This is a genomic window from Bacillus sp. URHA0034 (genome assembly GCF_056280405.1).
Genome location: NZ_JBWCDK010000002.1, coordinates 3,973,188 through 3,998,264 on the forward strand (window position 1 = coordinate 3,973,188; position 25,077 = coordinate 3,998,264).

At 31.4% G+C, this 25,077-nt stretch carries 25 protein-coding genes; 24 read left to right on the plus strand and 1 reads right to left on the minus strand.

The features are described from left to right. Positions 1-46: 46 nt before the first annotated feature. The 19 genes from ACZ9EE_RS21135 (at position 47) to ACZ9EE_RS21225 (ending at position 17,080) form a co-directional block, all read left to right on the plus strand. The gene (locus tag ACZ9EE_RS21135) at positions 47-1,201 is read left to right on the plus strand and encodes a glycosyltransferase family 4 protein (protein WP_476030260.1); all 1,155 of its coding nucleotides are present in this window, start codon (positions 47-49) and stop codon (positions 1,199-1,201) included. Beyond that, complete coding sequence (locus ACZ9EE_RS21140) at positions 1,186-2,295, plus strand: glycosyltransferase family 1 protein (RefSeq protein WP_476030262.1); 1,110 nt, start codon at positions 1,186-1,188, stop codon at positions 2,293-2,295. Before ACZ9EE_RS21135 ends, ACZ9EE_RS21140 begins: the two co-directional genes overlap by 16 nt. A 5-nt stretch (positions 2,296-2,300) precedes the next feature. Beyond that, the gene (locus ACZ9EE_RS21145) at positions 2,301-3,185 is read left to right on the plus strand and encodes a glycosyltransferase family 2 protein (protein WP_476030264.1); all 885 of its coding nucleotides are present in this window, start codon (positions 2,301-2,303) and stop codon (positions 3,183-3,185) included. 53 nt (positions 3,186-3,238) lie between these two features. Then, complete coding sequence (locus tag ACZ9EE_RS21150) at positions 3,239-4,309, plus strand: EpsG family protein (protein WP_476030266.1); 1,071 nt, start codon at positions 3,239-3,241, stop codon at positions 4,307-4,309. Positions 4,310-4,338: 29 nt separating this feature from the next. Beyond that, a complete protein-coding gene (locus ACZ9EE_RS21155; protein WP_476030268.1) occupies positions 4,339-4,485 on the plus strand; it encodes a YwzD family small protein in 147 nt (48 codons plus the stop codon). Between the two features lie 19 nt (positions 4,486-4,504). After that, positions 4,505-5,119, plus strand: coding sequence for a sugar transferase (locus ACZ9EE_RS21160; protein WP_476030270.1), 615 nt, complete (start codon positions 4,505-4,507; stop codon positions 5,117-5,119). Further along, positions 5,116-5,766, plus strand: a complete 651-nt coding sequence (locus tag ACZ9EE_RS21165; RefSeq protein WP_476030272.1) for an acetyltransferase — start codon at positions 5,116-5,118, stop codon at positions 5,764-5,766. The genes ACZ9EE_RS21160 and ACZ9EE_RS21165 overlap by 4 nt, the downstream gene beginning before the upstream one ends. Before the next feature lie 48 nt (positions 5,767-5,814). Continuing rightward, a complete protein-coding gene (locus tag ACZ9EE_RS21170; RefSeq protein WP_476033034.1) occupies positions 5,815-6,948 on the plus strand; it encodes a DegT/DnrJ/EryC1/StrS family aminotransferase in 1,134 nt (377 codons plus the stop codon). Between the two features lie 39 nt (positions 6,949-6,987). Next, positions 6,988-7,338, plus strand: coding sequence for a helix-turn-helix domain-containing protein (locus tag ACZ9EE_RS21175; RefSeq protein ID WP_476030274.1), 351 nt, complete (start codon positions 6,988-6,990; stop codon positions 7,336-7,338). A 30-nt stretch (positions 7,339-7,368) separates the two neighbouring features. Further along, positions 7,369-8,103 (plus strand): glycosyltransferase family 32 protein, encoded by a 735-nt coding sequence (locus ACZ9EE_RS21180; protein ID WP_476030275.1) that lies wholly within the window; start codon positions 7,369-7,371, stop codon positions 8,101-8,103. Position 8,104: 1 nt separating this feature from the next. Beyond that, a complete protein-coding gene (locus ACZ9EE_RS21185) occupies positions 8,105-9,298 on the plus strand; it encodes a glycosyltransferase (RefSeq protein WP_476030277.1) in 1,194 nt (397 codons plus the stop codon). A 14-nt stretch (positions 9,299-9,312) separates the two neighbouring features. Further along, positions 9,313-10,350, plus strand: coding sequence for a glycosyltransferase family 2 protein (locus ACZ9EE_RS21190; protein ID WP_476030279.1), 1,038 nt, complete (start codon positions 9,313-9,315; stop codon positions 10,348-10,350). After that, a complete protein-coding gene (locus ACZ9EE_RS21195; protein ID WP_476030281.1) occupies positions 10,347-11,540 on the plus strand; it encodes a glycosyltransferase in 1,194 nt (397 codons plus the stop codon). The genes ACZ9EE_RS21190 and ACZ9EE_RS21195 overlap by 4 nt, the downstream gene beginning before the upstream one ends. A 6-nt stretch (positions 11,541-11,546) precedes the next feature. Beyond that, on the plus strand, positions 11,547-12,668 hold the full coding sequence (locus tag ACZ9EE_RS21200; protein WP_476030283.1) for a polysaccharide pyruvyl transferase family protein: 1,122 nt from the start codon (positions 11,547-11,549) through the stop codon (positions 12,666-12,668). Next, entirely contained in the window at positions 12,665-13,843 is a 1,179-nt protein-coding gene (locus ACZ9EE_RS21205) for a glycosyltransferase (protein ID WP_476030285.1), read from the plus strand. The genes ACZ9EE_RS21200 and ACZ9EE_RS21205 overlap by 4 nt, the downstream gene beginning before the upstream one ends. Positions 13,844-13,870: 27 nt before the next feature. After that, on the plus strand, positions 13,871-15,415 hold the full coding sequence (locus ACZ9EE_RS21210) for an oligosaccharide flippase family protein (protein WP_476030287.1): 1,545 nt from the start codon (positions 13,871-13,873) through the stop codon (positions 15,413-15,415). A gap of 139 nt (positions 15,416-15,554) precedes the next feature. Then, the gene (locus ACZ9EE_RS21215) at positions 15,555-16,616 is read left to right on the plus strand and encodes a glycosyltransferase family 2 protein (protein WP_476030289.1); all 1,062 of its coding nucleotides are present in this window, start codon (positions 15,555-15,557) and stop codon (positions 16,614-16,616) included. 168 nt (positions 16,617-16,784) lie between these two features. Then, on the plus strand, positions 16,785-16,994 hold the full coding sequence (locus ACZ9EE_RS21220) for a hypothetical protein (protein WP_476030291.1): 210 nt from the start codon (positions 16,785-16,787) through the stop codon (positions 16,992-16,994). A gap of 8 nt (positions 16,995-17,002) precedes the next feature. Next, on the plus strand, positions 17,003-17,080 hold the full coding sequence (locus ACZ9EE_RS21225; RefSeq protein ID WP_476033035.1) for a hypothetical protein: 78 nt from the start codon (positions 17,003-17,005) through the stop codon (positions 17,078-17,080). A 301-nt stretch (positions 17,081-17,381) separates the two neighbouring features. On the opposite strand, the gene ACZ9EE_RS21230 is transcribed toward ACZ9EE_RS21225, so the two are convergent. Further along, positions 17,382-19,817: a right-handed parallel beta-helix repeat-containing protein gene (locus ACZ9EE_RS21230; protein ID WP_476030293.1), complete on the minus strand. Its 2,436-nt coding sequence runs from the start codon at positions 19,815-19,817 to the stop codon at positions 17,382-17,384. A gap of 1,588 nt (positions 19,818-21,405) precedes the next feature. Between ACZ9EE_RS21230 and ACZ9EE_RS21235 the strand changes: the two genes are divergently transcribed. The 5 genes from ACZ9EE_RS21235 (at position 21,406) to ACZ9EE_RS21255 (ending at position 25,076) form a co-directional block, all read left to right on the plus strand. Next, on the plus strand, positions 21,406-21,666 hold the full coding sequence (locus ACZ9EE_RS21235) for a hypothetical protein (protein ID WP_476030295.1): 261 nt from the start codon (positions 21,406-21,408) through the stop codon (positions 21,664-21,666). 77 nt (positions 21,667-21,743) lie between these two features. Continuing rightward, positions 21,744-22,532 carry a hypothetical protein gene (locus tag ACZ9EE_RS21240; protein WP_476030297.1) on the plus strand — a complete coding sequence of 263 codons (789 nt, stop codon included), beginning with the start codon at positions 21,744-21,746 and terminating at the stop codon, positions 22,530-22,532. Further along, the gene (locus ACZ9EE_RS21245; RefSeq protein WP_476030299.1) at positions 22,529-22,804 is read left to right on the plus strand and encodes a PqqD family protein; all 276 of its coding nucleotides are present in this window, start codon (positions 22,529-22,531) and stop codon (positions 22,802-22,804) included. Before ACZ9EE_RS21240 ends, ACZ9EE_RS21245 begins: the two co-directional genes overlap by 4 nt. Further along, positions 22,794-23,252 (plus strand): signal peptidase I, encoded by a 459-nt coding sequence (locus ACZ9EE_RS21250; protein ID WP_476030301.1) that lies wholly within the window; start codon positions 22,794-22,796, stop codon positions 23,250-23,252. Before ACZ9EE_RS21245 ends, ACZ9EE_RS21250 begins: the two co-directional genes overlap by 11 nt. An 18-nt stretch (positions 23,253-23,270) precedes the next feature. After that, positions 23,271-25,076, plus strand: coding sequence for an ABC transporter ATP-binding protein (locus ACZ9EE_RS21255; RefSeq protein WP_476030302.1), 1,806 nt, complete (start codon positions 23,271-23,273; stop codon positions 25,074-25,076). Position 25,077 lies beyond the last annotated feature (1 nt).

Consider the following 25,077-nt stretch of genomic DNA (forward strand, 5'->3'; position numbering starts at 1 on the left):
AAAAAATAAAATAAAGTTATGCAGTTAATTATAAAGGTGGATGAAAGTGGTGAAAAAGAAAGTTTTATTTTGTGCAACCGTGGATTATCACTTTAAAGCATTTCATTTACCATATCTAAAATGGTTTAAAGATCAAGGATGGGAAGTGCACGTAGCTGCGGAGGGAGAACTAGTACTTCCATATGTTGATAAGAAGTTCAATATCCCAATTCAAAGATCACCGTTTCAAAAGATGAATTTAAAGGCCTATGATAGAATAAAAAAATTAATTGATGACAATCACTACAACATTATCCATTGCCATACTCCAATGGGAGGTGTATTAACACGTTTAGCAGCAAGAAAAGTAAGGAAAAAGGGAACAAGTATCATTTATACAGCACATGGTTTTCACTTTTGTAAAGGGGCTCCATTTAAAAGCTGGCTTCTTTATTATCCAATAGAAAAGTTACTTGCTTCTTTTACAGATTGTCTTATTACAATTAATCAAGAAGATTTTCAACTAGCTAAAACCCATGGATTTAGGGCAAATTCCATCAAACATGTGCATGGTGTGGGGGTAAATACTGAAATTTTTAAACCAGTGGAAGAGCTACAAAAGAATAATCTAAGAAAATCATTAGGATATAAACCTAATGATTTTTTAATGTTCTATGCAGCTGAGTTCAATAAAAACAAGAACCAAAAATTGCTCATTGAATCCTTAGTCCATGTTAAACAAGAGGTGCCTAATGCAAAGCTTTTATTAGCCGGAGAAGGATATTTATTACAGGAATGTCAAGAACTTGCACGAAAATTAAAGGTTGATCACTTGGTTCATTTTCTGGGCTATAGAAATGACATTGTTAATCTATTAAAAATATCTGATATAGCGGTTGCTTCTAGTCTGAGAGAAGGTCTTCCTGTAAACATAATGGAAGCTATGGCTTGCGGTCTGCCAGTAATAGCAAATAATAACAGGGGACATAGGGAATTGGTTCAAAATGACCAAAATGGCTGGCTAATTAATAATTTGTCAAATGAATTTGCCCAAAAGATTAAGAAACTAGCATGTAATAGTGAGTTAAAAATAGAGTTAGGTTTAAAAGGACGTAAAAAGATTCTTTCAAACTTTAGTATCAAGAATGTTTTAGCCGAGAAAAGTGAGATTTATCAAGGATATATGGATGAAATGGAGGATTTAGTGTGGGCAAACCACTAAGAATTTTGCATGTTGTGGTCAATATGAATCGGGGGGGAGCAGAAACATTAATCATGAATCTGTATCGTAATATTGATCGGTCTAAGGTTCAATTTGATTTTTTAACTTGTAAAGAGGGAGTATTTGATACTGAAATTGCTGAAATGGGCGGTAAAATCTTTAGAATTCCATATATCACAGATGTAGGGCATTTTAAATATTTAAAAGAACTTAAAACTTTCTTTTCTAAAAACAATAATTATAAAATTATCCATTCCCATTTGGATAGGATGAGTGGTTTGGTGCTCCGTGAAGCAAAAAAAGCCGGGATTCCTAATCGGATTTCTCATAGCCATAATACGAGTAGTGAGGGAAGGGCAGCAACCAGAATTTATAAGTGGTATGCTGGAAACTTTATACTCTCAAGTGCTACAGATTTGTTTGCATGTTCAAATGATGCAGCTGAGTGGCTATTTAAACAAAAATCCTCTGTGTCTAAAATATTAAAAAATGGAATTGAATGTAATCAGTTTGTCTATTCAGAAAAAGTTAGAAAAGAGGTAAGGGAAGAATTAAATATAAACTCAAATGCCATTGTACTAGGGCATGTCGGTAGATTTGCTCATCAAAAAAATCATACATTTTTATTGGAGATATTTGCAGAATTTAATAAACATAAAAATGACTCGGTGTTATTACTAATTGGTGATGGTCCGCTTCGTTCTGATCTCGAAACGCGAGCAGTTGATTTAAAGGTTAGTGACAAAATAAAGTTTGTCGGTATCCGGAACGATATTAATCGCATTCTTCAGGCTTTTGATTTATTTGTATTCCCATCCTTACATGAGGGCCTACCAGTTTCCTTAATTGAGGCACAAGGAGCAGGATTACCCTGCGTTATATCTGAAAATATTTCAAAGGAAGTCGATCTTGGCTGTAACCTGGTTGAATTCCTTCCTTTAAATAATAAGGAAAAATGGGTAAAACGAATAAATAATTTCGCTGAACAAAAATCAGTTAGAAAAGCTTATTCAACTGTAATTGCTGAAAAAGGTTATGATATTAGCGAAACCGCTCAAAAAATTGAAGATTATTATTTAAGAGTCTCGGGGTGAAATCATTGAAAATGTTAACGGTATTTACTCCGACCTTTAATCGGGCGTATTGTCTAGAGAAGTGTTACCAGAGTCTTGTAAATCAAACTAGTAAAGGTTTTATTTGGTTGATCATTGACGATGGTTCTACTGATAATACAAGGGAATTAGTAAGTAGTTGGATACTGGCAAATAAAATAGAAATTCACTATCATTGGCAAGAAAATCAAGGAATGCACGGAGCACATAATACTGCCTATGAATTAATCGAAACAGAACTAAATGTATGTATTGATTCCGATGATTATATGCCAGAAGATGCTGTTGAAAAAATTGTTTCGTTTTGGAGAAGACATGGGAATGGTCAATTTAGCGGCATTATGGGACTTGATGCCTTTAACGATAATCAAGTCATAGGTACTCGATTTCCTGAGCATCTTAAAAGCTCTACTTTGTTTGATATCTATTACAAACACGGTGGAACTGGGGACAAGAAATTAGTTTATAGGACTGAACTAACAAAGGCCAATCCATATCCTAGATTTAAGAATGAAAAATACGTAGGATTGGCATATAAATATTACCTTCTTGATAAGCAGTACGAAATGCTCTTATTAGATGAAATACTTTGTTACGTGGAGTATCTTCCTGATGGTTCATCTTTAAATATGTTTAAACAGTATAAAAGAAATCCAAGAGGATTTGCTTTTTACAGAAAAGAGCTAATGAAATTGCCATTTACAAGTGTTCTTTTTAAATTTAGACAGGCGATTCATTATGTATCAAGCAGTTTAATGATTAGTAATTGGAAGTTTCTAAAAGAAAGCCCATCCAAAGGATTAACTTTTTTAGCATTGCCATTTGGAATTTTATTATATTTTTACATTATGTCAAAGACTAGAACTGTTTGACTCATTATAATTTTGAAAATTTAGACAAATAAAGGAATGGCAGGAATAAAATTATGAATATTCTATGGATAAATCTTTCCATAGTCTTTATATTTTCACTTTTTGCAAGATACTTTTCGAAGCCTATATTTATTAACGGTACATCATTTTCTGTAAGACCCAATAAGATTTCGATTATTGTAGCTTTAGCCTCGTTAATTTTAGTATCAGGCCTTCGAAATAATATTGGTGATACTTTCTTTTACATGCACTCGTATAAAATGTTTAATTTTACTTGGGATTTTATTAAAACTCAAAAAGATATTGGCTTTGGAATTCTACAAATGATATTGAAAAGCTATTCCGACAATCCACAAATCTTAATATTTACAACAGCATTAATCACCAATTTATTAATCCTTATCGTTTTATATAAATATTCCAGAATATTAGAGATAAGTATATATGTTTATATAACAGGTGGATTATTTTTAATTACAATGAATGGAATTAGGCAATGCCTTGCAGCATCCATTATTTTCACTGCAACAAAGTTCTTGATTGAAGGAAATTGGTTCAAATACACCTTAGTAATAATTTTTGCATCTTTATTCCACCAAAGTGCATTAATATTAATACCTATATTTTTTTTCGTGAGGTATAAGGCATGGTCAAAAGCAACATTAGTACTTTTGCTAATGTCTATATTAATTGTATTAGGATTCAATCAATTTTCTTCTGTTTTATTTTCTACAATTCAAGATTCACAATACAGTGAATATAGTAATTTTTCTGAAGGAGGAGCAAATATTATTAGAGTAATAGTTTTTGCAATTCCTTTAGTAATTGCTTATTTGGGTAAAGAAAGGCTTCGGGAAATATATTCTGAAAGCGATTATATAGTAAATATGTCAATTGTTGGTTTGGTGTTTATGATAATTTCAACACAAAATTGGATATTTGCGAGGTTTAATATTTATTTTGAACTTTATCAAGTAATTTTAATTTCGTGGATTATAAAAGTATTTAATCAAAGGGATCAGAAGCTAATCTATTTGGCTATTCTAATTTGTTATTTTGCATACTACTACTACGAAAGTGTGATTAGTTTAAATATTGTATATAAAAGTGATTACTTGGGTTAATGACCTAAAAATTAAGTGAGGTAATTAAATTGAATTTATCTGGAAAGGTTTCACAGGAGAAACTGCAGGAAATTTTAGTATATGCGTATAAAAAGGGCACTAATTCTAAAAGTCTAAGAATCGAAGAAATAATAGAAGATATTAAACAACGGCTATTAGCAGTAAAAACTAAATAGATTTGGAGAGATAATAATAATGAAGCGTATGTTTGATTTCTTTGTTTCAATCATTATATTTATCGGCCTTTCTCCAATTTTTTTGGTAATCGCAATTCTAATTAAAATTAAACTTGGTAACCCAGTCATCTTTAAGCAACAGCGTCCTGGACTATTAGGTAAACCGTTTTATTTATACAAATTTCGGACAATGACAGATGAAAGGGATCAAAAAGGTAGATTGTTACCAGATTATGAGAGGGTAACTCCCTTCGGGCAATTTCTGAGGAAATATAGTCTAGATGAATATCCCCAATTGATTAATGTAATAAAGGGAGAAGTAAGTTTAGTTGGTCCAAGACCTTTATTAATGGAATATCTCCCATTATATACAAAAGAACAGTCATTACGTCATAATGTAAAACCTGGCATAACAGGATGGGCCCAAGTAAATGGTCGAAATGCGATTTCATGGGAAGATAAATTTGATTTAGATGTCTGGTATGTCAAGAATCATTCATTCATATTTGATATGAAAATATTATTTTTAACTGTCTACAAAGTAGCCGTTTCTGAGGGAATCAACCAACCAGGAAATGTCACTATGGAAAGCTTTAAAGGATCAAAATCTACTGTTGGAGGGGGACACGGTTGAAAATTGTAGTGATTGGTCGTGGAGGGCATAGCAGGGTGGTTTCTGATACTGTTCTAACAAATCGAGGCTATGAAATTGTAGGATTTTTAGATGATAAATATGATGATGTAAGACTAATAAACAACACTTATTGTGGTCCTATTTCTTCGGTTAAAAGATTAATAGAAAATATTTCTGATTTAAATTTTGTCATAGCAATCGGAGACAATAAGATACGTCAATCCATCTTTAGAAGACTAAATCTTCCTGATGAGTATTTTCCGAGTTTAATTCATTCTTCTGCAGTTATAAGTCCAAGTGCAAAGATAGGTTATGGGACTGTTATCATGCCAAACACAGTTCTAAATGCAGATACCATAATCGGTAATCATTCCATAATAAATACAAGTTCAATTATTGAACATAATAGTATTATTGGAGATTTTACACATATTTCTCCGGGAGTAACACTGACAGGAGCTATTAAAATAGGTGACGGTGTACATATTGGAGCAGGGTGTACAATAATTCCCAATATTATAGTAGGTAAATGGAGTATTATTGGTGCGGGTGCAACTGTAATTAATGATATTCCACCATATTCTACTGCTGTTGGTATACCCGCAAAGATTATTAAAGTTAACCAAATGGCCTCGGAGGTGAAATAGTTGTTAAACACAACCGTAAAAAAGAGAATACTCCTCTCATCGCCACACATGAGTGGAAATGAGTTAAAGTATATAAAAGAAGCATTTGATACTAATTGGATTGCACCCCTTGGGCCAAATGTAGATGCCTTTGAAAAAGAAATAGGGGAATATGTAGGAGTCAATGAAGCTGTAGCTGTTAGTTCGGGAACGGCAGCAATTCATCTGGCTCTTTCTTTATTAGATGTAAAAAAGGGAGATAAAGTGTTTTGTTCAACTCTTACTTTTGTTGCTAGTGCAAATCCGATTGTCTATCAGGGGGCAGAACCAGTTTTTATTGACTCAGAGTTAGAAACATGGAACATGTCGCCATTAGCCTTAGAAAAGGCTCTTAAAGAAGCACTGGATGAAGGGAATCTTCCTAAAGCAGTTATAGTCGTAAACTTATATGGTCAAAGCGCTAAAATGGATGAAATTGTTTCATTATGTGAATTTTATAATGTCCCTATCATTGAAGATGCAGCAGAATCCCTTGGGTCAACCTATAAAGGTAAACCGAGTGGAACGTTTGGGAAGTTTGGAATTTATTCTTTTAACGGAAACAAAATTATCACAACTTCAGGCGGAGGCATGCTGGTATCTAACGACGAAGCAGCATTAAAAAAGGCCCGTTTTTTAGCCACTCAAGCACGGGATCCTGCACCACATTATCAACATAGCCAAATAGGGTTTAATTATCGTTTGAGTAATATATTGGCTGGAATTGGTAGAGCCCAACTGGAGGTTCTAGGAAATCGAATAGAAGCAAGAAGAAATATATTTGAAAATTATTATAATGAATTGAGCAACCTCCCAGGAATCTACTTTATGCCTGAATTAAAGAATACGTTTTCGAATCGCTGGTTGACGTCATTTACAATAAATGAGGGTAAGGCGGGGATCTCTGTTAAGGATATGTTGAACAAACTTACAGAAGAGAATATTGAGGTCAGACCAGTATGGAAGCCACTTCATCTTCAACCAGTTTTTAAGGATTTTAAATATTACCCTCACAATGAAAGTGAAAATATCTCTGAAATTCTTTTTAATAATGGGTTATGTCTACCATCAGGATCAAATTTGACTCGAGATGAACAAATGAGAGTTATAAATTCAATTAAAGAATTATTTTCTTTGAAAAATGGAATGAAGAGTAGTTTTTAATAGATGAAAAACTAATAAGTTAAAACGGGGTAGTGGCTAATGATTGGAAGAAATATATATGAGTTAAGATTGAAAAGGGGTTTAACATTATCAGAGTTGGCTGAACGAGCAGGGATTTCAAAATCTTACCTTAGTAATATTGAGAGAAACTTAAATCAGAACCCATCAATTCAGGTTATGAATAAGATCTCTTTAGTATTGAATGTGGATCTCAGAACTTTATTAGAGAATGATAAAACTGAAAAAGAACAATTAACAAGAGACCAAGATGTTATGGAATTGTTAAATGAAATAAAGGAATCAGGGATTAAAAAGGAACAAATTAAAGAATATAGAACATTAATTGAATTTATTAAATGGCAAAATCAAGTTAATGGGGTAAAAAAATGATCTTTGAAAAAAATATACTGAGGAAGATTTATGAATAAAATTCCTAAAATTATTCACTATTGTTGGTTTGGTGGTAAAGAAAAGCCAGACATTGTAACAAAATGCATTGAGACGTGGAGAAAACAAATTTCTGATTACCAGATTATCGAATGGAATGAGTCTAATTTTGATATAAGCTGTAATTTGTATGTAAAGCAGGCCTATGAATCAAGGAAATTTGCTTTCGTTAGTGATTATGTCAGGGTCCATGCTTTATATAATTTCGGAGGAATTTATTTAGATACAGATGTTATGGTATTTAAGCCATTTGATGAACTGTTACATCATGATTCGTTTTGGGGATTCGAACAAGAGAATTATATAGCAACCAGTACGATCGGAGCTGCTAAAGGAAACAAATTGATAGGGTTATTCTTAGATTCCTATAAAGGTAAAACTTTTCTTAAAGCTGATGGTACCCAAAATGATTTAACAAATGTTGCAGTTATAACTAAATTATTAAAAACTAAAGGGCTTAAACAGAATGGTCAATTTCAAGAAATTCCTCACTTGGGGGTTTTTTATCCGCAAACTTATTTTTCTCCATATGATTATATCAATTGCAGGAAATTTATAACTGAAGACACTTTTGCAATGCATCTTTTTTATAAAAGTTGGTTACCACCGAAAGCTAGATTAAAGGGTAACATTAAGAAATTAGTATCTAAGCTAATAGGTGGAGATAATATAGCAAGGATTAGAAAAGCAGTTTCAGGTAGGGGATAAAATGAAAAAATTACTAATAGCCTCTTTCGATATGGAAGTTGGTGGAGTAGAGAGAAGTTTAATTAGCATGTTGAACAACTTTGATTACGAAAGGCATACAATTGATTTAATGTTATATAGTCATAAAGGTGATTTTATGCAGTTTCTTCCTAGTAACCCTAATCTATTAGAAGAGAATCAGTACTATAGTACTTTTAGAAAATCTATAAGTGAAATTGTTAAAGAGAAAAATTATACTATTGGTTTTTCAAGAATATTATCAAAACTACATGCTAGTCTTTATAAAAAAATAAAAAGGATAGATGAACCCGGTTATTACCAAATGCAGTTAATGTGGAAATACTCCCTGCCATTTTTACCAGCATTGGATATTGAGTACGACGTTGCAATAAGTTACTTGTGGCCTCATTATTTTATAGCTGAAAAGGTGAAAGCTCGAAAAAAAATAGCATGGATTCATACCGATTTTTCAGTCATTAATACCGATGTGAAAATGGATTATAAGATGTGGAATAAGTTTGATCACATTGTAGCAGTCTCCGAAGCTTGTAAAAATTCTTTCTTAGAAAAATATATTGGTTTGAAAGAGAAAGTAATAGTTATAGAAAATATATCCTCTCCAAAATTTATTTTGGATATGTCCAAAGATAATTCTGTAAACCCTATGGATACTGATAGTAGATTTAAAGTACTTACGGTAGCACGACTATCGTATGCTAAAGGAATTGACAATGCTATTAAGGCTTTAAAAATACTAATAGATAAGGGTTACAAAGATTTAGTCTGGTATGTAGTGGGATATGGTGGAGATGAAGGTAAGCTTAAAGAATTGGTTAGAAGAAATAATTTAGAAGATAATTTCATCTTATTAGGTAAGAAAACTAACCCGTATCCTTATATTAATAAATGCGATATTTACGTTCAACCATCTAGATATGAAGGTAAGGCTGTAACTGTCGAAGAAGCAAAAATCCTAGGTAAACCAATCTTAATTACCAACTATCAAACTGCTACAAGTCAAATTAAAGACATGGTTGATGGGTATATATCTGAGCTGTCAGTTGATGGGATTGCGAATGGAATAGAGAAACTATACTTGGATTCAAAATTAAGGATGAAGTTAGCAAATAATTGTAAAAATATAGATTGGAATAACGTTAAAGAATTAAATAAGTTGTACAATTTAGTTAATTAATTTGGAGGTAGGGGATGGTACCCAAAGTTAGTGTTATAGTTCCGGTTTATAATTGTGAGAAGTACCTTTCGATGTGTTTAGATAGTATACTAGCCCAGACTTACCCAAATATAGAAATTTTAATTGTTAACGATGGATCAACGGACGGTACTGAGAACATCATTAACAAATATAAGGAAGTTTATAAAGATATTAAATATTTTTTTCAAAAAAACAGTGGACCTTCCGAAGCACGAAATAAAGCAATTTCAAATGCAACCGGTGAATATTTAGTATTTATTGATTCAGATGACTCTGTTGAAAAGACATATATTGAAAATTTATGTGGGAAAATAATAGAATCAGGTGCCGATTTAGTTTGTTGTGGATATAAAGATATATCGCGATTTGGGATCATTAATCATTCGGATTTTAATTTTGATTATACTACATCATTACACTCTTTAATTGATATGGTATGCAATGGTACTGGTGGAGTTCTATGGAGTAAGATATATAAAAAAGAGATTATTTTTAATAACAATTTAATACTTGACAAAAATATTTTTATGTCAGAGGATTTATTGTTTGTATTGAGATATGCTACTCATTGTAGGTCTTTTGCCTCCATAGACGAGTACTTATACAATTATAATAGATTAAATGATAATAGCATTAGTTCAAATAAATCGATAAATTATTTACAAAATTACATTACTTTTTGTAGATATTTAGAGAAGATATTAAATTCAGTTAGTTTAGATAAAATTAAGATAGACAATATAATTGCAAGGAAAATCCAAGATATTGTAATAGATATAGTAGAGCAGCAAAGTAAAAATTTAAAAGGGATTGGGTGGGAAAATGCAAATAAAAATGTGTTTGCAATTTTATCGATAGAATATATACAAAAATATAAAGACTTTTTTTCTACTAAACGGGTAATATATGTACCTTTAATATATTTATTAAAAAATAACTTTGTTAGAATAAGCATCATTTATGGTATCCAATTAAATATCTTAAGATCTTTTAAAAATATATTTAGAAAAAGAAAGCAAGTGAGTCTATGAAGAAAAAACTGTTATTTGTAATTGATTCACTTTCAATTGGTGGAGCTGAAAAAAGTTTAGTATCCTTATTAAATTTAATTGATTCTTCTAAATATGATATTGATTTATTGTTATTTAGAAAAAATGGGGAACTTGAAAGATATTTACCTCAATTTATAAACATCTTACCTGTTCCAGAATATTTCCAATTTACAAATAAAAAAAATCTTAGCTTTATTAAGAACTTAATATTTAAATATTTTAGAATTAAAACTGCTATAAATTTAAGATTGAATAATTTAAAAAAACATCCGCTTCATTCTGAACAAGTTGTTTTTAAATGTATAAACAAAATAATGTTGCCTATTCAGAAGAAATATGACATCTCAGTAGCATACAGTCAGGGGATGCCTACATATTTTGTTGCCAATAAAGTAACTTCTGCTAAAAAACTTGCTTGGATTAATACAGATTATGTTAACACACTATATAACAAAGAAATTGATTACCAATCGTACAAAATAATGGATAAGATTATTGCTGTATCCAAACACACTAAAGAGTCAGTATCCCAAGTTAGAGAAGAATATAATAACAAAGTTGAATTAATACTAGATATCGTTGATCCGACTTTAATACATAAAATGTCTGATGAACATGAAGTAATTGAATTTGATAATTCTGTGGTAAATATATTGACAGTGGGAAGGTTAGTAACCGCTAAGTCGCATGATAAAGCAATAAATGTAGCCAATAAATTAAAAAATTCAGGGTATAAGTTTAAGTGGTTTTTGATAGGTGAAGGACCAGAAAGAAAAAAACTACAAACACTTATAGATAATTTCGGTTTAAATGATCGCTTTATTTTGCTGGGAAAGAAATTAAATCCATATCCATACATGAAAAAATGTGATATATACGTTCAAACTTCAATAAAAGAGGGGTTTGGTCTTACTGTATGTGAGGCTAAAATTTTAAAAAAGCCGATAGTTTGTACAAATTTCACAACTGCAAAGGAAATAATTAATAACAATGTAGATGGATTAATTGTAAATCAGGATATTAATAGTATTTTTACTGGCATAAGTATATATATGAATGATATAAGTTTTAGAAAAGGAATAGTGGAAGAACTTAATTCAAAAGAACCTTATAATTCAAAAGATCAGTTAAATGAATTTTATCGATTAGTACATAATAATGTGTGGTGATAATAAATGAAAAGAATATTTGTTGACATTTATCTAGCATTTAATTTAGGGGATGATTTATTTTTAGATCTCCTTGCGACTAAATATCCAGATTGTGAATTTACCGTTAATTATTTAGGGAGAAATTATAATGAATTTATTTCTGAATATAAAAATATATCAACAAGAAAATATACAGTCTTTAACAAAATTGCCCAACGACTTAAAATATCAAATTTTATAAATAATTACGAAAAAATTGCTGAGGACCATGATGCTCTCTTATTTATTGGAGGCTCTATTTTTAGAGAAGAAAGTTATCATGACTCTTTATATCAAGATAGAATAAGGATTATTGAAGGGTTTAAAAAGAGAAATAAGCAAGTATTTATCATTGGAGCAAACTTTGGTCCATTTAAAACCCAAAAATTCTTTAATGAATATTATGAGCTTTTTAAACTTTGTGATGATGTTTGTTTTAGAGATGTATATTCTTACGATTTATTTAAAAACTTGCCACAAGTAAGATATGCACCGGATATTATTTTTCAAATGAATATGGATGAATTTAAGGGATTAATTAAAAAAAATAGAGTTGGTTTTTCAATAATAGATGTACGTCATAAAAATGGATTAATACAATATTATGAAGAATATATAAAAAGTACAGTCAAAGCAATAGAATTACTAACTAATAAAGGGTATGAGTGTTATTTGATGTCATTTTGTGAACAAGAGGGGGACTTAGAGACTATAAATATTATTAAGTCTTATCTATCTAGTGAGACTTTGAAAAATATAACAATCTATCAGTATAAAGGTAAGTTAAAAGAAGCTATTAGATTAATAGCTTCTTTTAACTTATTTATTGCTGCAAGATTCCATGCAAATATAATTGCGTTATTATTAGGAATTGGGACCATGCCGATTATTTATAGTTCAAAAACATCAAATATGCTAATAGATATTAAACTAAATGATATTTTAATAGGTATGGACAAACTTCATTTACAGTATGATGAATCAATTATAAATAGGGCAATTGACAATAAGATAAACCTACAATCCGTAATAAATGAAGCGGAAAATCAGTTTGAGATATTAAATGAGTATATGCAAATTAACACGGTTATACCGGAGGAAGTATGAAAAAAAAAATTATATTTATGATAATAAATATGAATATTGGTGGAACAGAAAAGGCATTACTTAATATGTTATCAGAAATTCCAATGGATAAATATGAAATAACCATACTTATGTTAGAACAAGAGGGTGGATTTTTAAACTTTGTCCCAAAAGAAGTTAATGTTCAATGCGTAAAAGAGTATTCAAGAATAAAGGATGTACTTAACAAGCCTCCTAGTACAGTTGCTTTGGATTTAATTAAAAGAGGTAAAACAATAAAGGCATTTAATGTGATATTTTTACATTTATTAACCAAAATCATAAAAGATAGAAGTCTCTTTTTTAAATATGTATTACGTAAATACCGTGTTATTAACAATAATTTTGATGTTGCTATAGCTTATGCAGGCCCGATGGACTTCATAAGCTATTTTATTTTAAATAAAATTAATGCCAAAAGGAAAATTCAGTGGATTCATTTTGATGTAACTAAGATAGGTTTTAATCAAAAATTTGCATCAAAAACATATAAAAAATTCGATAAAATTTTTATCGTTTCAGAGGAAGGAAAAGAAAGAATTGTTAAATTGCTTCCAGATCTACATGGGAAGATTGAAAGGTTTGAAAATGTCATATCAGCTAAAAATATAAAGAAGATGGCTAAAGAAGGTGACGGCTTTAAAGATAATTTCAAAGGAATAAGAATTCTTACTGTTGGTAGACTTAGCAAAGAAAAAGGGCAAGATTTAGCTATTACTGTACTAGCAAAACTTAAACAAAACGGTTATAACGTACGTTGGTATTGTATTGGGGAAGGTAATGCAAGAAAGGATTATGAAAATCACATTAGAGAATATGGACTTGAAAAAGAATTCATTCTACTTGGTTCGACCCCAAACCCTTATCCTTTTATAAAACAGTGCGATATTTATGTGCAACCTTCTAGACATGAAGGATATTGTATAACTCTTGCAGAAGCAAGAGTACTTTGTAAGCCTATTGTTGCAACTAATTTTGTAGGAGCGAAAGAACAGATTGATTGTAAAAATAATGGCTTAATAGTTAACTTTGAAAAAGATGATCTTTATAATGCAATTCAGAAATTAATCATGAATAAAGACCTAAGAATTCAATTCACCAATGCATTAAAGGAGTATAATTTTGATAATTCAAATGAGATAAGTAAATGCCTATAAAAAATTTAACGATAGAAGGTTACAAAATTGAAAAATCAACTTAAAGCAGGGGCACTTTTATCTTATATTGCCTTATTTCTTAATAGTTTTATTTCCATTCTCTATACCCCAATCATGTTAAAACTACTTGGACAATCTGAGTACGGCTTATATAGTTTGGCTAATTCAGCAGTTGGCTTTATAGGGGTTTTAAATTTTGGTTTGGGGAATGCATTAATTAGATATACGGCAAAATATAAAACATTAAACGATGAAGAAAGTTGTTCGAAATTATATGGGACGTTTTGTATCATTTATGTAACTCTAGGATTAATAGCATTTGTATTAGGTCTTTTTTTAACAGCTAATTCAGAATTATTATTTTCAAATTCTTTAAATGTGAATGAAATCGTAAAGTTAAAAATTCTAATGTTGATAGTAACAATAAATATTTCAATTGGTATTGGTTTAGGCATGTTTAGTGTTATCGTATTAGCACATGAAAAATTTATTTTTCAAAAAGTAATGGTCATTTTAAGCACGATCATTAATCCAATGCTAATGTTACCGCTATTATTAATGGGGTATAAATCAATCTCAATTGCGATTGTATCTACAATTATTAGTTTTATAACAATAGTTGCTAATATGCTATATTGCTTTAGAGTTCTAAAAATAAGAGTTTTATTCAAAAAAATTGAAAGTAATTTATTAAAAGAGATATTTATTTTTTCGTCTTATATATTTTTAAATTTAGTAATTAGTAAATTATACGACTCAACCGACCAAGTTATTTTGGGGATATATAGTGGTACAGTGGCAATTTCAATTTATGCTATTGGAGCAACTTTTACTGGATATTTCGCCGGTTTTTCCTCATCGATTTCTAATGTGTTCTTAAGTAAAGTTACTAGTATGGTAACTAAGAGTGTATCAAATAAGGAACTTTCAGATCTGTTTATTAGAATTGGAAGAATCCAGTTTATTGTCTTATCCTTTGCATTAAGTGGTTTTTTAGTATTTGGTGAAGAATTTATACTTTTATGGGTCGGGAAGAAATACCAAGAATCCTTTATTATTGCCATAATTATTCTTATACCCATGATTGTTTCGCTAATTCAAAGCTTAGGAGCTGTTATACTTCAAGCAATAAATAGGCAAAAGTTTAAAACATTAGTAAATGCTGCAGTAGCTCTTATTAATGTTCCTATAAGTATTATATTTGCTCAGTGGTGGGGACCTGTTGGATGTGCTCTAGGAACCGCAATCGCATTTGTTATTGGTAATATTGTTATTATTAATATTTATTATTGGAAATCCATAAAAATAAATATACCAATATTTTGGTTAAATATCCTTTATATGAGTGGTCCATTTGTAATAAGTATAATATTTGGACTCACTCTAAATAAGATGATTCAAGCAAATTCCTGGATTTTGTTGTTAATAAAAATGGTAACTTTTTCAGTCTTTTATATTATTTTAATGTGGAAAATTTCTATGAATAAGTATGAAAAAAATTTATGTTTAGCTCCAATTAATGAAATTACAAAAAAGTTTAATAAAATACGGAATCGTGTTGCACAGAACTAATCCAAAGTAATATAGATTTTGATTTATAAGGCTTTTAAAAAGTTTGTATTAGCAAAATAAATAATAAATCAATAAAAAATGAATATTTATATGATTTATCATTCGTTATAAAGTGTATTATAATTCTTGGAGGATATTTATGAGTAAAGTAAGTGTTGTAGTACCGATTTATAATGCAGGAACTAGACTTCATAAGTGTATAAAATCAATATTAAATCAATCTTTTACAGATTTTGAGCTAATTTTAGTAAATGATGGATCAACTGATAACAGTTTAGAAATATGCCAAAAATACGCTACCAAGGATAAACGAATTGTTATAATTAACAAAAAAAATGAAGGTAGTATCATAACTAGAAAAAGAGGAGTAGAATCTTCTCAATCTGATTACATTATGTTTATTGATGCAGATGATTGGATTGACCGGAAATTAATTGAAACATTACATGATGAATTACTAAAAAATAATGCTGATATTACAGTATGCAATATGTATAGAGCAATTGGTAACGGTGTAATAAGGAAAAAAGTAAAAAGCTGGTATTTTATAGAAGATAAAATGTACGATGAAAAAATGGTAAAGGAAGAGTTAGTGACTGCTTATTTTCACGGTCATCCCTTTCCTTCTTCTCTTTGTGCAAAATTGTATAAAAAGGAACTGGTGATTAATTGCGGTAACTATCTTACTGATATTAAATTCTTAGGTGACGATTTATTCTATAATTTAGAGATACTTTTAAAAGCTACAAAGGTGAAATTAATTAAAGAGCCTATGTATTATTATCGATACGGTGGAACAACAAGTAAATATATGCCTTATTTATTCAATGATATGATAGCTGGCTTTAACATTCAACGTAAAGTTATACAAAAATATTATAGACATTCCCTCCATAAGCATAACAATGGAATTTGTATAATGTTACTAAATACTTTTAAATCAACTTTAGCGAATTTATTTTATAGTGGACTACCTAGCAATGAAATAGAATCTTTAATTAAAAGTTATACTATGAATCAAGTTGTTAGAGAATGTTTAGACAATGAAGGTGTAATAAAATACTTTTCTAATGATTTCTTATCTGCAATAAAATTAAATGAAGTTCAAACTTTGTTTAAGATGGGAGAATCATTATATAAGGAAAGAAGATTGGGGAAAAAGGTCGCAAATTTTATTTCTAGTCTAGTAAGAGTAAAATAGTTAAGTGAACACCTTTTCCGCACATAATGATTTGGCACACAAGGATTAGTATTTGAGTAATTACTCAGATATTTTAAATGTATTAACTAAAATATCTGATTTAGGTGTAATAATGATCGATCCGTGTTGATATAATCTGAAACAATAAATTTGCACTAAGTCATCAAATTGAAAGTATCCCAATCTTTCCTCATAGAGCAATTAGAACAGGCACTAAAACAGGACAAGGTACCATCCTTTAGGAAAAGGTTTGAAAAGGTAGATTTAATTATTCTTGATGAAATAGTTTATCTACCTTTCAGTAAGGATCATTACCTAAACCTTGAATTTAGCCAATGGAATCGAATATTTATTAATTTAATCTATCCGCCGCGTTAGTAAATCGTTTGATTCATCACGCCCATGTTTTAACGTTCAACGGTGGAAGTTATAGGCTTACGAATGCTTTATCTAAGGCTAGGTAGTTATTTAAATTGGGTGGCAAAACTCTGCAAAAAATCTTTAGCATTTATGCACTTTTTTCTTGCAAAATACATCTAATATATCCAAACTATGCTTTCGACAACGAAGTTTTTTATTTTTCTCTATTTTCAAAACCTCAGTAATAATATCTAAAAGAATCAGAAGTCCTAACAAATCTAATAATTAAACATCCTCAAAAAGTAATGTCCTTGCAATTTCTAAATTTAAATCATTCAATATTAACATTAATAAATCTCCTCAAAATAAGAAGCCTCTGCATTTAGGCAGAACCTTTATTATCTGCTAATTTAGAGAAATCCAATCGGATATAGACTTACCTGCAGCTTGGTATATTTTTTTTGCGGAAGTATCAATATACACTTGACCTATATATTGTGGGATTGCATTTGGTGCAGAATTACCTGTTATCGGCATTCTAATATATGGTTCAGAACTATCATACGTTATTACATTGGCTGGCTGATTCGTCAAAGAAAAATTTATAAATTTATTATCAACTAATACAAGGATAGGAGAACTAACCGAATAAGAAGCTTGTGCAGGTGACGCACTTATTGTTGAATTCTTTATTTTTAATGCATTCTTAATGCTTCCATAAAAATCAGCTAGAACACTTGAATAATTGGTTACTAAATTAAAGTTTATCGTGGAATTATCAATGTCTAATTCTCCCCAATAAAAAGCATAAATAAGAGGTACTTTTGCAATTGGGTACACATTCCATTTGACAGTTCCATCAACGGTTACTGATCCTGTTGTTGTACTCCAATTAGGTTCACTTGTTCCCGACTTGCCAACTGCAATACATTGATAATTGTAACCATTGGGTTTAGTAGGAATTACAGTATCTCCTATATAGTAATTATGAGTTGCTTGCCAGCTTGATGGGGCAATACCTAAAGATATGTTGCAATTTTTAAGTTGCAAAACGTTGGTTGTTGTATAACCAGCAGGTTTGGGGTTAGTGATTAAAGGTCTAGAAGTGTTGTTAATTGTGCAGTTAATAAGTGTATATGTGCCAGATTGACTACTGTAATAAACATACCCATCATTGAATACTGAATCCCTTATAATAACTTGGGGGCTATTTTGCATTCTTATATAACTCCCATTATTAAAAATGCATCGTATGATCTTGTCAAAAGGGTTTATCAAGTTATACATTTCAATATAACCTCCATTAACAAAAGAGCAACCGTCAATAATAGTTTGGGTTTCTGTTACGGCATAATGTGAATTGTCGAATGTATTATTTTTAAAACTCAACGAGGCCACACTATTATTAACATAAGACCCCGAATGGAAGCGGTTATTACTAATGGTTGTAATTGTTCCGGAACCGGCAAAAGTCATTTGCGAAGCATTGAAAATATTTTCTGTAATAATCCAATCTCTGTCGAAATTATAGTAATTAAAACACTGGAAGTTACTGTAATAAAAGTAGTTTTTCGTTACAGTAATATGCCGTTGGTAATATAACTGTATTGCAATCGGGCAGTTTCGAAATTCATTAGAAGAAACTTCGTTGTATTCCCCACGAAGGGCTATTGCAATCCTACAGTTATCAAAAGTATTTTCAACAATATGGCAGTTTTGCCCAACATTATCTTCTGTGGTAATTGCATAACGAGTGAAGTCTGGGAATTGTGGCAGCCCGTCAATGTCCATCCCGTCAGGAGCGCCTGTATCGTGAAAATAATTCTTTCTTATTAAGGCATTGTTAGTTCCAAGAAATAAACCGCCCCGATGACAGCGATGGATTTCGTTGTATTCTACAATAACATGATCAGCAACTCCATTTTGTATTAATATTGCCCAATATGGAGGATTATTCGGCAAAGTACCATCATCGACTGTACCATTACCTTCCCAAGATAGTTTTAACCTTGTAGCATTTGTAGGAACTTGGACAATATCCCTAGTTCGCGCATTAGTTTTAGCCATAATAAACGTGTTATCGCTTCTAAAAAAATATATATTGTAAGTGCCAGATGGAATAGAAGTAGCAGGGGCATATCCGAGACCAATCATTGAAAATTCTTTAAGTCCTGTCGGAATAGAAATATAGTTAACACTTCGCACAGAGTTAGAAGTAACTCCGGTTATAGTAGCTCCAGTGGTGTTACTCAAACTACCAAATTCCATTGAACCGATACTCCCGACAACTGTATATGGGTTATAGTAAAGTGCAATTGCATCTCCCATATAATAAGATATATTGCAGTTTCTAATAGTCGAATAATGTGCTCCAGCTCCAAACTTAACCCCATTGGTAGACTCCATCGATCTTTCTGACGAATTTGACCAACTTCTATCAATTCGGTCCCCTATCAAAATCAGATTAATAATATGAGTTTGTGGAGTTGTACAAAGAATGCTGTCTCCTCCAAATTTATAAATTGGGTTCCCCGATTTATCAAATGGAGAACGGTTGTCCGAATCGTAAATGACCTTTAATGTGGAATGGTTAAAATCTATTGTCATGTTAGGTTGCGTTTTAATCGGATTCGGATAACAAATTGCATAGCTTCCTTTTGGTAAAACCGCATAATCATATCCATTTTGATACGCCCACGACAATGCATTATTTATACCAGAAATATTATTATTAGCCAAAGTATAATGGTCTGTTCTATATGGTTTAGAGGGAATCCCCTTTGTAATCCCCCAGGTGGATAAATCTATTATATAAACATTAGAGCTGTTAATAGTCATCATTCGCCCTCCTGTTAATTATTTTAAAAGAATTTTTAATATAATATTCTTTTATTTGAGTGTTTGATTGTACAATAGTGTACTAAAGCGCCATGTTTATATAAAAATTTTAAAAAAGGCTCCTATAAACTGCTTCCCCGTACGAATAAAACGTCACAAGGTAGAATTTCCATCTCTTCTCTTTTTGGGCAAAAGTAAAAGCCCCTGCTGTTTAGCAGAAGCTTCTCTTGATAATTGCATCGTTATTTGTTTAGTTAAGCTCAACTTTCACAGACTGAAATTGGCAGGTATGCCAGCGATCCATTGTCGTATTTGACTTTTAATTAACTTTTGAATTTTTTTGACTCTCTTTAAGGGTATCTTCAGGAAGCTCGATGTAATGCTGAAGCGCAATTGCCCAGTACCTGTAATTCTTTAAATGTGGCTGTTAGTTCATTTGGCAGTTGCTTATTTTGACCATTAATCGATATCATATAGGAGGCACCTCTTCTTTATAGTATTGTGATTCTCGACAAATCAGCTATACCAAACGAAGAGGTGCTTTTTCATGCTTATATTTAAAGTCAAGCATCCTCCTACAACGGCTCCGAACTTTACACACATTTAAACTCATCATATTTTTTCATGTGCGAAAGTTGAATTACAATGATATGTTATTAAAATCAAATGGCCAGACTTTATATAATAGCTTTTTCAGAGACTATAATATGAAAATGTTTGCACTACAGATTTATCTGAATTAGCATCGGAAAATATGAACAAATAAGAAATGTACAAATGGATAAGAATATATTGGAGGATATAACGGTGATTTTGTTTATCCATAAGCCAATATAGGAGCGAAAGGCATTCCACTAGGTTTAGCTAAAAATATAGATATTGATTTTAATTCTAAGGTACAATCAATTAACTTAAGAAAGTGGTTAATGGAAAAACTTTGCCATGGGAAAGTTTATTTTCAAAAATTCCTCTTGTTATTAGCGCCCCCCGGATACAGCTCTATGTATGTAGCATGTTCTCCCTAATTTTTTGAAAATAAGAAAGATGCGCTTGAATTAATAGCAGAAGTATTTAAAGAATTAGTACAACTTGGATTTATTGAAAAAAAGATGATATTGTTACAAAACGTGAAATAAATACTGAAAACAATTATTGTTTACCGGATATTGAAACAACTAATATAATTAGGAAATATTTAGAGGAATACGGTATTCATAGTATTTGTAGATATGGAACTTGGCATTGGTCTAGTCAATATGATGACATGCAGCAAGCAGTAAATTTAGCATTTTAAAAATAATGATAAGCATCTTTCATTTTCCTTTTAATAGAATATATTTCAATAACCTACTTTTAATAAAATATTTTTGACTCGACTCTAACTTAATGTCTATTTGGGAGCTTCAATTGTTACAATTATATTTTTTTTGTCGAATTATTGTTCTTTTAATAGAACGAATGGTGGTTTATAATTATTAAATAAGATATAATCTAATAATTAATTTAATGCATCTTAAGGGAAGTAAAAATTTTTTTGTTCTCCGCGTTCTTTATAGTGAACAGTTGAAGAGATAGTTAAGGAGGTGAAAATATGACAAAAGAAAAAGTTTATAGGCGTCCAATGGTTCTTACCCATCAACCCCTTCGCTTTGAAACTGCACAAAGTACCAATCCAGGATTAGGGAACCAAAATCATTTTGGAACCGGTAATGGTCAGAAAAATTTTCCGAATGATAGTAATCCAAACCCAACACCTGGCGGAGCTGGTACCCCTGGAATAGGAAATGCCAATGGTAAAGGCAAGGCCGATCCAAGCGGAAATGGCAATCAAACAGGAATAATATTTAAATAGGAAAAAGAAGAAGGGGGCAATGGTACCCATTGATACCCTTCTTAAAATTTTTAAGAGTTTCTCTCAAGGAGTCTAATATGAAAGAATTACTAATAAAAATTGGTGACCACAATATCCAAATCCACTGTGAATCCGTGAGCCTCGTTAAAATGTTTGAAAAGAATTTCCAAATTATTAACAAAGAAAAGAATCTCCTGCCGGACCTTACTATTAAAATAAATGAAGGTTTTGGGGTTCCCTTTACAGATTATAAAGTGGAAATCACCAAGCACCCTCCTTACGAAATTCAATATCAAAGAGCTGATTATTTAATTTCCACCGACTATGAGTTTAAAACTGCAAAGATCTTAGTTTATGATGAATTGGCTTTAAAACACGCATTTATGAATTTATACAGTTCCTTTATTGTTCATCATAATTGGGGGCTGCTCATCCATTCATCCTGTGTTGTTGAAAGTGGTCGAGCTCATATTTTTGCAGGACAGTCTGGTGCAGGAAAATCGACAGCAGCGAAATTATCATATCCAAAGAAACTTCTTTCAGATGAGGCCTCAATTATTAAAATAACTCCAGAGGGAGTAAGTGTGTTTAATTCCCCGTTCCGTAGTGAGCTAAAATGTGAGGCCTTCGAAGGGAATGTTGAGTTAACAAGTATGCAAATTCTTTATCAAGCCCTTCAAAACAAACGAGTAGGGTTGGAAAAGTCGGATGCACTCCTTCATTTAATCGATAAAGTGTTTTTTTGGCCGCAAAATCAAGAAGAAATCAAAACTATATTACAGCTGCTTACATTGTTAGTAAGACAAGTACCCGTATATGAGCTGCATTTTCAAAAAAATAATACGTTTTGGGAGCTAATATCATGATGACTCAATATATTCAAAAAGGAAATTATGAAATAACCGAACTAGATGGAGAATGGATTATCCTAAATACCGATCAATACACGATTACTAAGTTAAATGATGTAGGCGGATACTGCTGGTCCATTTTAAAGGAAGTTCAAACCGCTGACACGCTTACCAAAACATTGGTAGAGAAGTTTTCAGTCCGTGCAGACCAGGAACAGGTCAACAAGGATATGAAAGATTTTTTAGAGAGTCTCGTTGAGTGCGAATTGATTAAATATGTTGATTGATATTCATACCTTTTCCCTGCTAAAAAAAGTAATTTTGAGGGATGGCTGGCTAGAATTGCCTTCGTCTGGAAATAGTATGTTCCCTTTAATCCAAAAAGGGGATCTCTGCCGTTTTGTTCCATATAAATATTCGTTAATTAAAAAAGGCGATATTATTCTCTATTATTCACAAACAGGTCAATTAATTGCCCATCGATTTATCGAAATGAGAAATGTTAATAATCAATCGATGTTAATACTAAAGGGAGATACGAACCTTGGCTTCGATCAGCCAATCGAAGAACATTGGGTACTTGGAAAGATAGTTAGTGTGCAAAAAAAACATTTAACAATTAACTCAGATCAATTGATTTTCCGATTATGGGGAAAATTTATCTTTTCTTGTCCGTTCCTATCAGGTGTTCTACGGAACTATTTGAATAGAAAGTTAGATTTACATTTTAACTGATTATGGAGTGTCCATTTTATGAAGGAACAACTAAAATCGTTAATAACTCAATATTTCACAATGAAGGATATTCGCCGAACGTTTTGCCTTGTGACGCCGTTCATACTTAAGCAATGGAAAGCTTATTTGGGCATTCTTTTTTTTATAGGTGTGGATATTTATTTAACGATTGCCTTCGCAAGGTTTTATGGTGAAATCACAGATTCTGCAATCCATGGAAGATACCATCAAATAGTATCTTTAATTCCTTATGGTGCTCTGCTTATTTGTATAACAATAACTGGGAATGTATTATTTACCTATTTTAATACAATAGCAACTAATGCGGTGAAAATGGATTTGAAAAACCATTTATTTCACCATATTTTAAGATTACCAGCAGGAGACGCTTCAAATTACCGCTCTGGGGAATTAATGTCACATTTTTCTAATGATATTCATGGAGTGGATGGGGTAATTGGAAGTAATCTTATTAGTTTAATCAGACTACCAATTATATATATTGTTGTATTTGTTTATTTGATACATATTAATTTAACACTTTGTTTGGTCAGTCTGATCATTGCTCCAATCGTGGCTATTGCAGGAGTCATATTTGGTTTATTACTTCGAAAAAATGGTAGGACCATTCACAAATTGGTAGGAAACATTAATAGCCTCTTAAATGAAACGTTTCATGGTTTTATGGTGATTCGATCCTTCACACTTGAAAAATTTCAATATAAAAAGTATAGAAATCAAAATAAGGAATTGCTTGGTTTAGAATTAGAAAATGCTAAGCTCCAGAACTGGTATAATGCCGGTGGACAAATCATCGGCTCCGCTACCTTTTTTATTAATTTATCTTTAGGCGCATTATTTGTTTCTAAAGGTATTTTAACTGTAGGGGCATTATTGACATTTTTAAACCTAGTTAATCATTTATTTTATCCGTTAACAGGGATGGCCAGTCTATGGGCCGGCTTTCAACGCTCAGTTGCCGCACTTGAAAGAGTACTTGATGTTCTCGAAAAACCAGCAGACGTAAATGAACTACCATCCTTTTCTCAAAATAGCTGTGTTAACGGAAATATTGAATTTCGAGATGTTACCTTCAGCTATGTGGAAAATAAACAGGTATTTGAACATTTTAACCTCGAAATTCCAGAAGGAAAGGTAGTTGCTTTAGTTGGTCCGAGTGGTGCTGGAAAGAGTACGTTGTTTAATCTCCTGCAAGGCTTCTATAAACCTCTATCAGGTGACATCCTCATTGCAGGGAAATCCCTTCAGGAGTTGTCTGCCTCTGTTTTAAGAAGTTCAATTGCTCTTGTTCCACAAGAGACCTTTCTTTTTTCAGGGACAGTGAAGGAAAACCTTTTCATTGCTCGTCCGAACATTACTGAAAAAGAAATGGTGGAGGCAGCCATTCGGGCTGAAATCCATGACTTCATCTTGTCATTACCTAAAGGATATGACACAGAAATTGGTGAAAATGGAATCAAGCTATCAGGAGGACAAAAACAACGAATTGCCATAGCAAGGGCGGTTTTAAAAGATGCACCCATCCTTTTATTAGATGAAGCTACATCTGCCTTAGATGGAGAGACAGAGTATTATGTTAAAGAGGCGTTGGAGGAATTAATGAGAGGTCGGACCACGATTATCATTGCACATCGATTGTCCACCATCCAACACGCAGATATCATTATGGTTATGGACCAAGGGGAAATAGTTCAACAAGGAACTCACAACGAACTAATGAAGCAAATTGGTTTATATAGAAAACTTTATGATTCATCTTTTAGTTCAAAAAGTGAGAGTACTTTACCTTTAGTTGCAAAATAGT

What these genes read in the sequence shown, in the direction of transcription:
- ACZ9EE_RS21150 (WP_476030266.1), top strand. Translation starts at nt 3,239, where the DNA reads ATGAATATTCTATGGATAAATCTTTCCATAGTCTTTATATTTTCACTT.
- ACZ9EE_RS21160 (WP_476030270.1), top strand. Translation starts at nt 4,505, where the DNA reads ATGAAGCGTATGTTTGATTTCTTTGTTTCAATCATTATATTTATCGGC.
- ACZ9EE_RS21170 (WP_476033034.1), top strand. Translation starts at nt 5,815, where the DNA reads ATGAGTGGAAATGAGTTAAAGTATATAAAAGAAGCATTTGATACTAAT.
- ACZ9EE_RS21175 (WP_476030274.1), top strand. Translation starts at nt 6,988, where the DNA reads ATGATTGGAAGAAATATATATGAGTTAAGATTGAAAAGGGGTTTAACA.
- ACZ9EE_RS21180 (WP_476030275.1), top strand. Translation starts at nt 7,369, where the DNA reads ATGAATAAAATTCCTAAAATTATTCACTATTGTTGGTTTGGTGGTAAA.
- ACZ9EE_RS21185 (WP_476030277.1), top strand. Translation starts at nt 8,105, where the DNA reads ATGAAAAAATTACTAATAGCCTCTTTCGATATGGAAGTTGGTGGAGTA.
- ACZ9EE_RS21190 (WP_476030279.1), top strand. Translation starts at nt 9,313, where the DNA reads ATGGTACCCAAAGTTAGTGTTATAGTTCCGGTTTATAATTGTGAGAAG.
- ACZ9EE_RS21195 (WP_476030281.1), top strand. Translation starts at nt 10,347, where the DNA reads ATGAAGAAAAAACTGTTATTTGTAATTGATTCACTTTCAATTGGTGGA.
- ACZ9EE_RS21200 (WP_476030283.1), top strand. Translation starts at nt 11,547, where the DNA reads ATGAAAAGAATATTTGTTGACATTTATCTAGCATTTAATTTAGGGGAT.
- ACZ9EE_RS21205 (WP_476030285.1), top strand. Translation starts at nt 12,665, where the DNA reads ATGAAAAAAAAAATTATATTTATGATAATAAATATGAATATTGGTGGA.
- ACZ9EE_RS21215 (WP_476030289.1), top strand. Translation starts at nt 15,555, where the DNA reads ATGAGTAAAGTAAGTGTTGTAGTACCGATTTATAATGCAGGAACTAGA.
- ACZ9EE_RS21230 (WP_476030293.1), bottom strand. Translation starts at nt 19,817, where the DNA reads ATGATGACTATTAACAGCTCTAATGTTTATATAATAGATTTATCCACC.
- ACZ9EE_RS21235 (WP_476030295.1), top strand. Translation starts at nt 21,406, where the DNA reads ATGACAAAAGAAAAAGTTTATAGGCGTCCAATGGTTCTTACCCATCAA.
- ACZ9EE_RS21240 (WP_476030297.1), top strand. Translation starts at nt 21,744, where the DNA reads ATGAAAGAATTACTAATAAAAATTGGTGACCACAATATCCAAATCCAC.
- ACZ9EE_RS21245 (WP_476030299.1), top strand. Translation starts at nt 22,529, where the DNA reads ATGATGACTCAATATATTCAAAAAGGAAATTATGAAATAACCGAACTA.
- ACZ9EE_RS21250 (WP_476030301.1), top strand. Translation starts at nt 22,794, where the DNA reads ATGTTGATTGATATTCATACCTTTTCCCTGCTAAAAAAAGTAATTTTG.
- ACZ9EE_RS21255 (WP_476030302.1), top strand. Translation starts at nt 23,271, where the DNA reads ATGAAGGAACAACTAAAATCGTTAATAACTCAATATTTCACAATGAAG.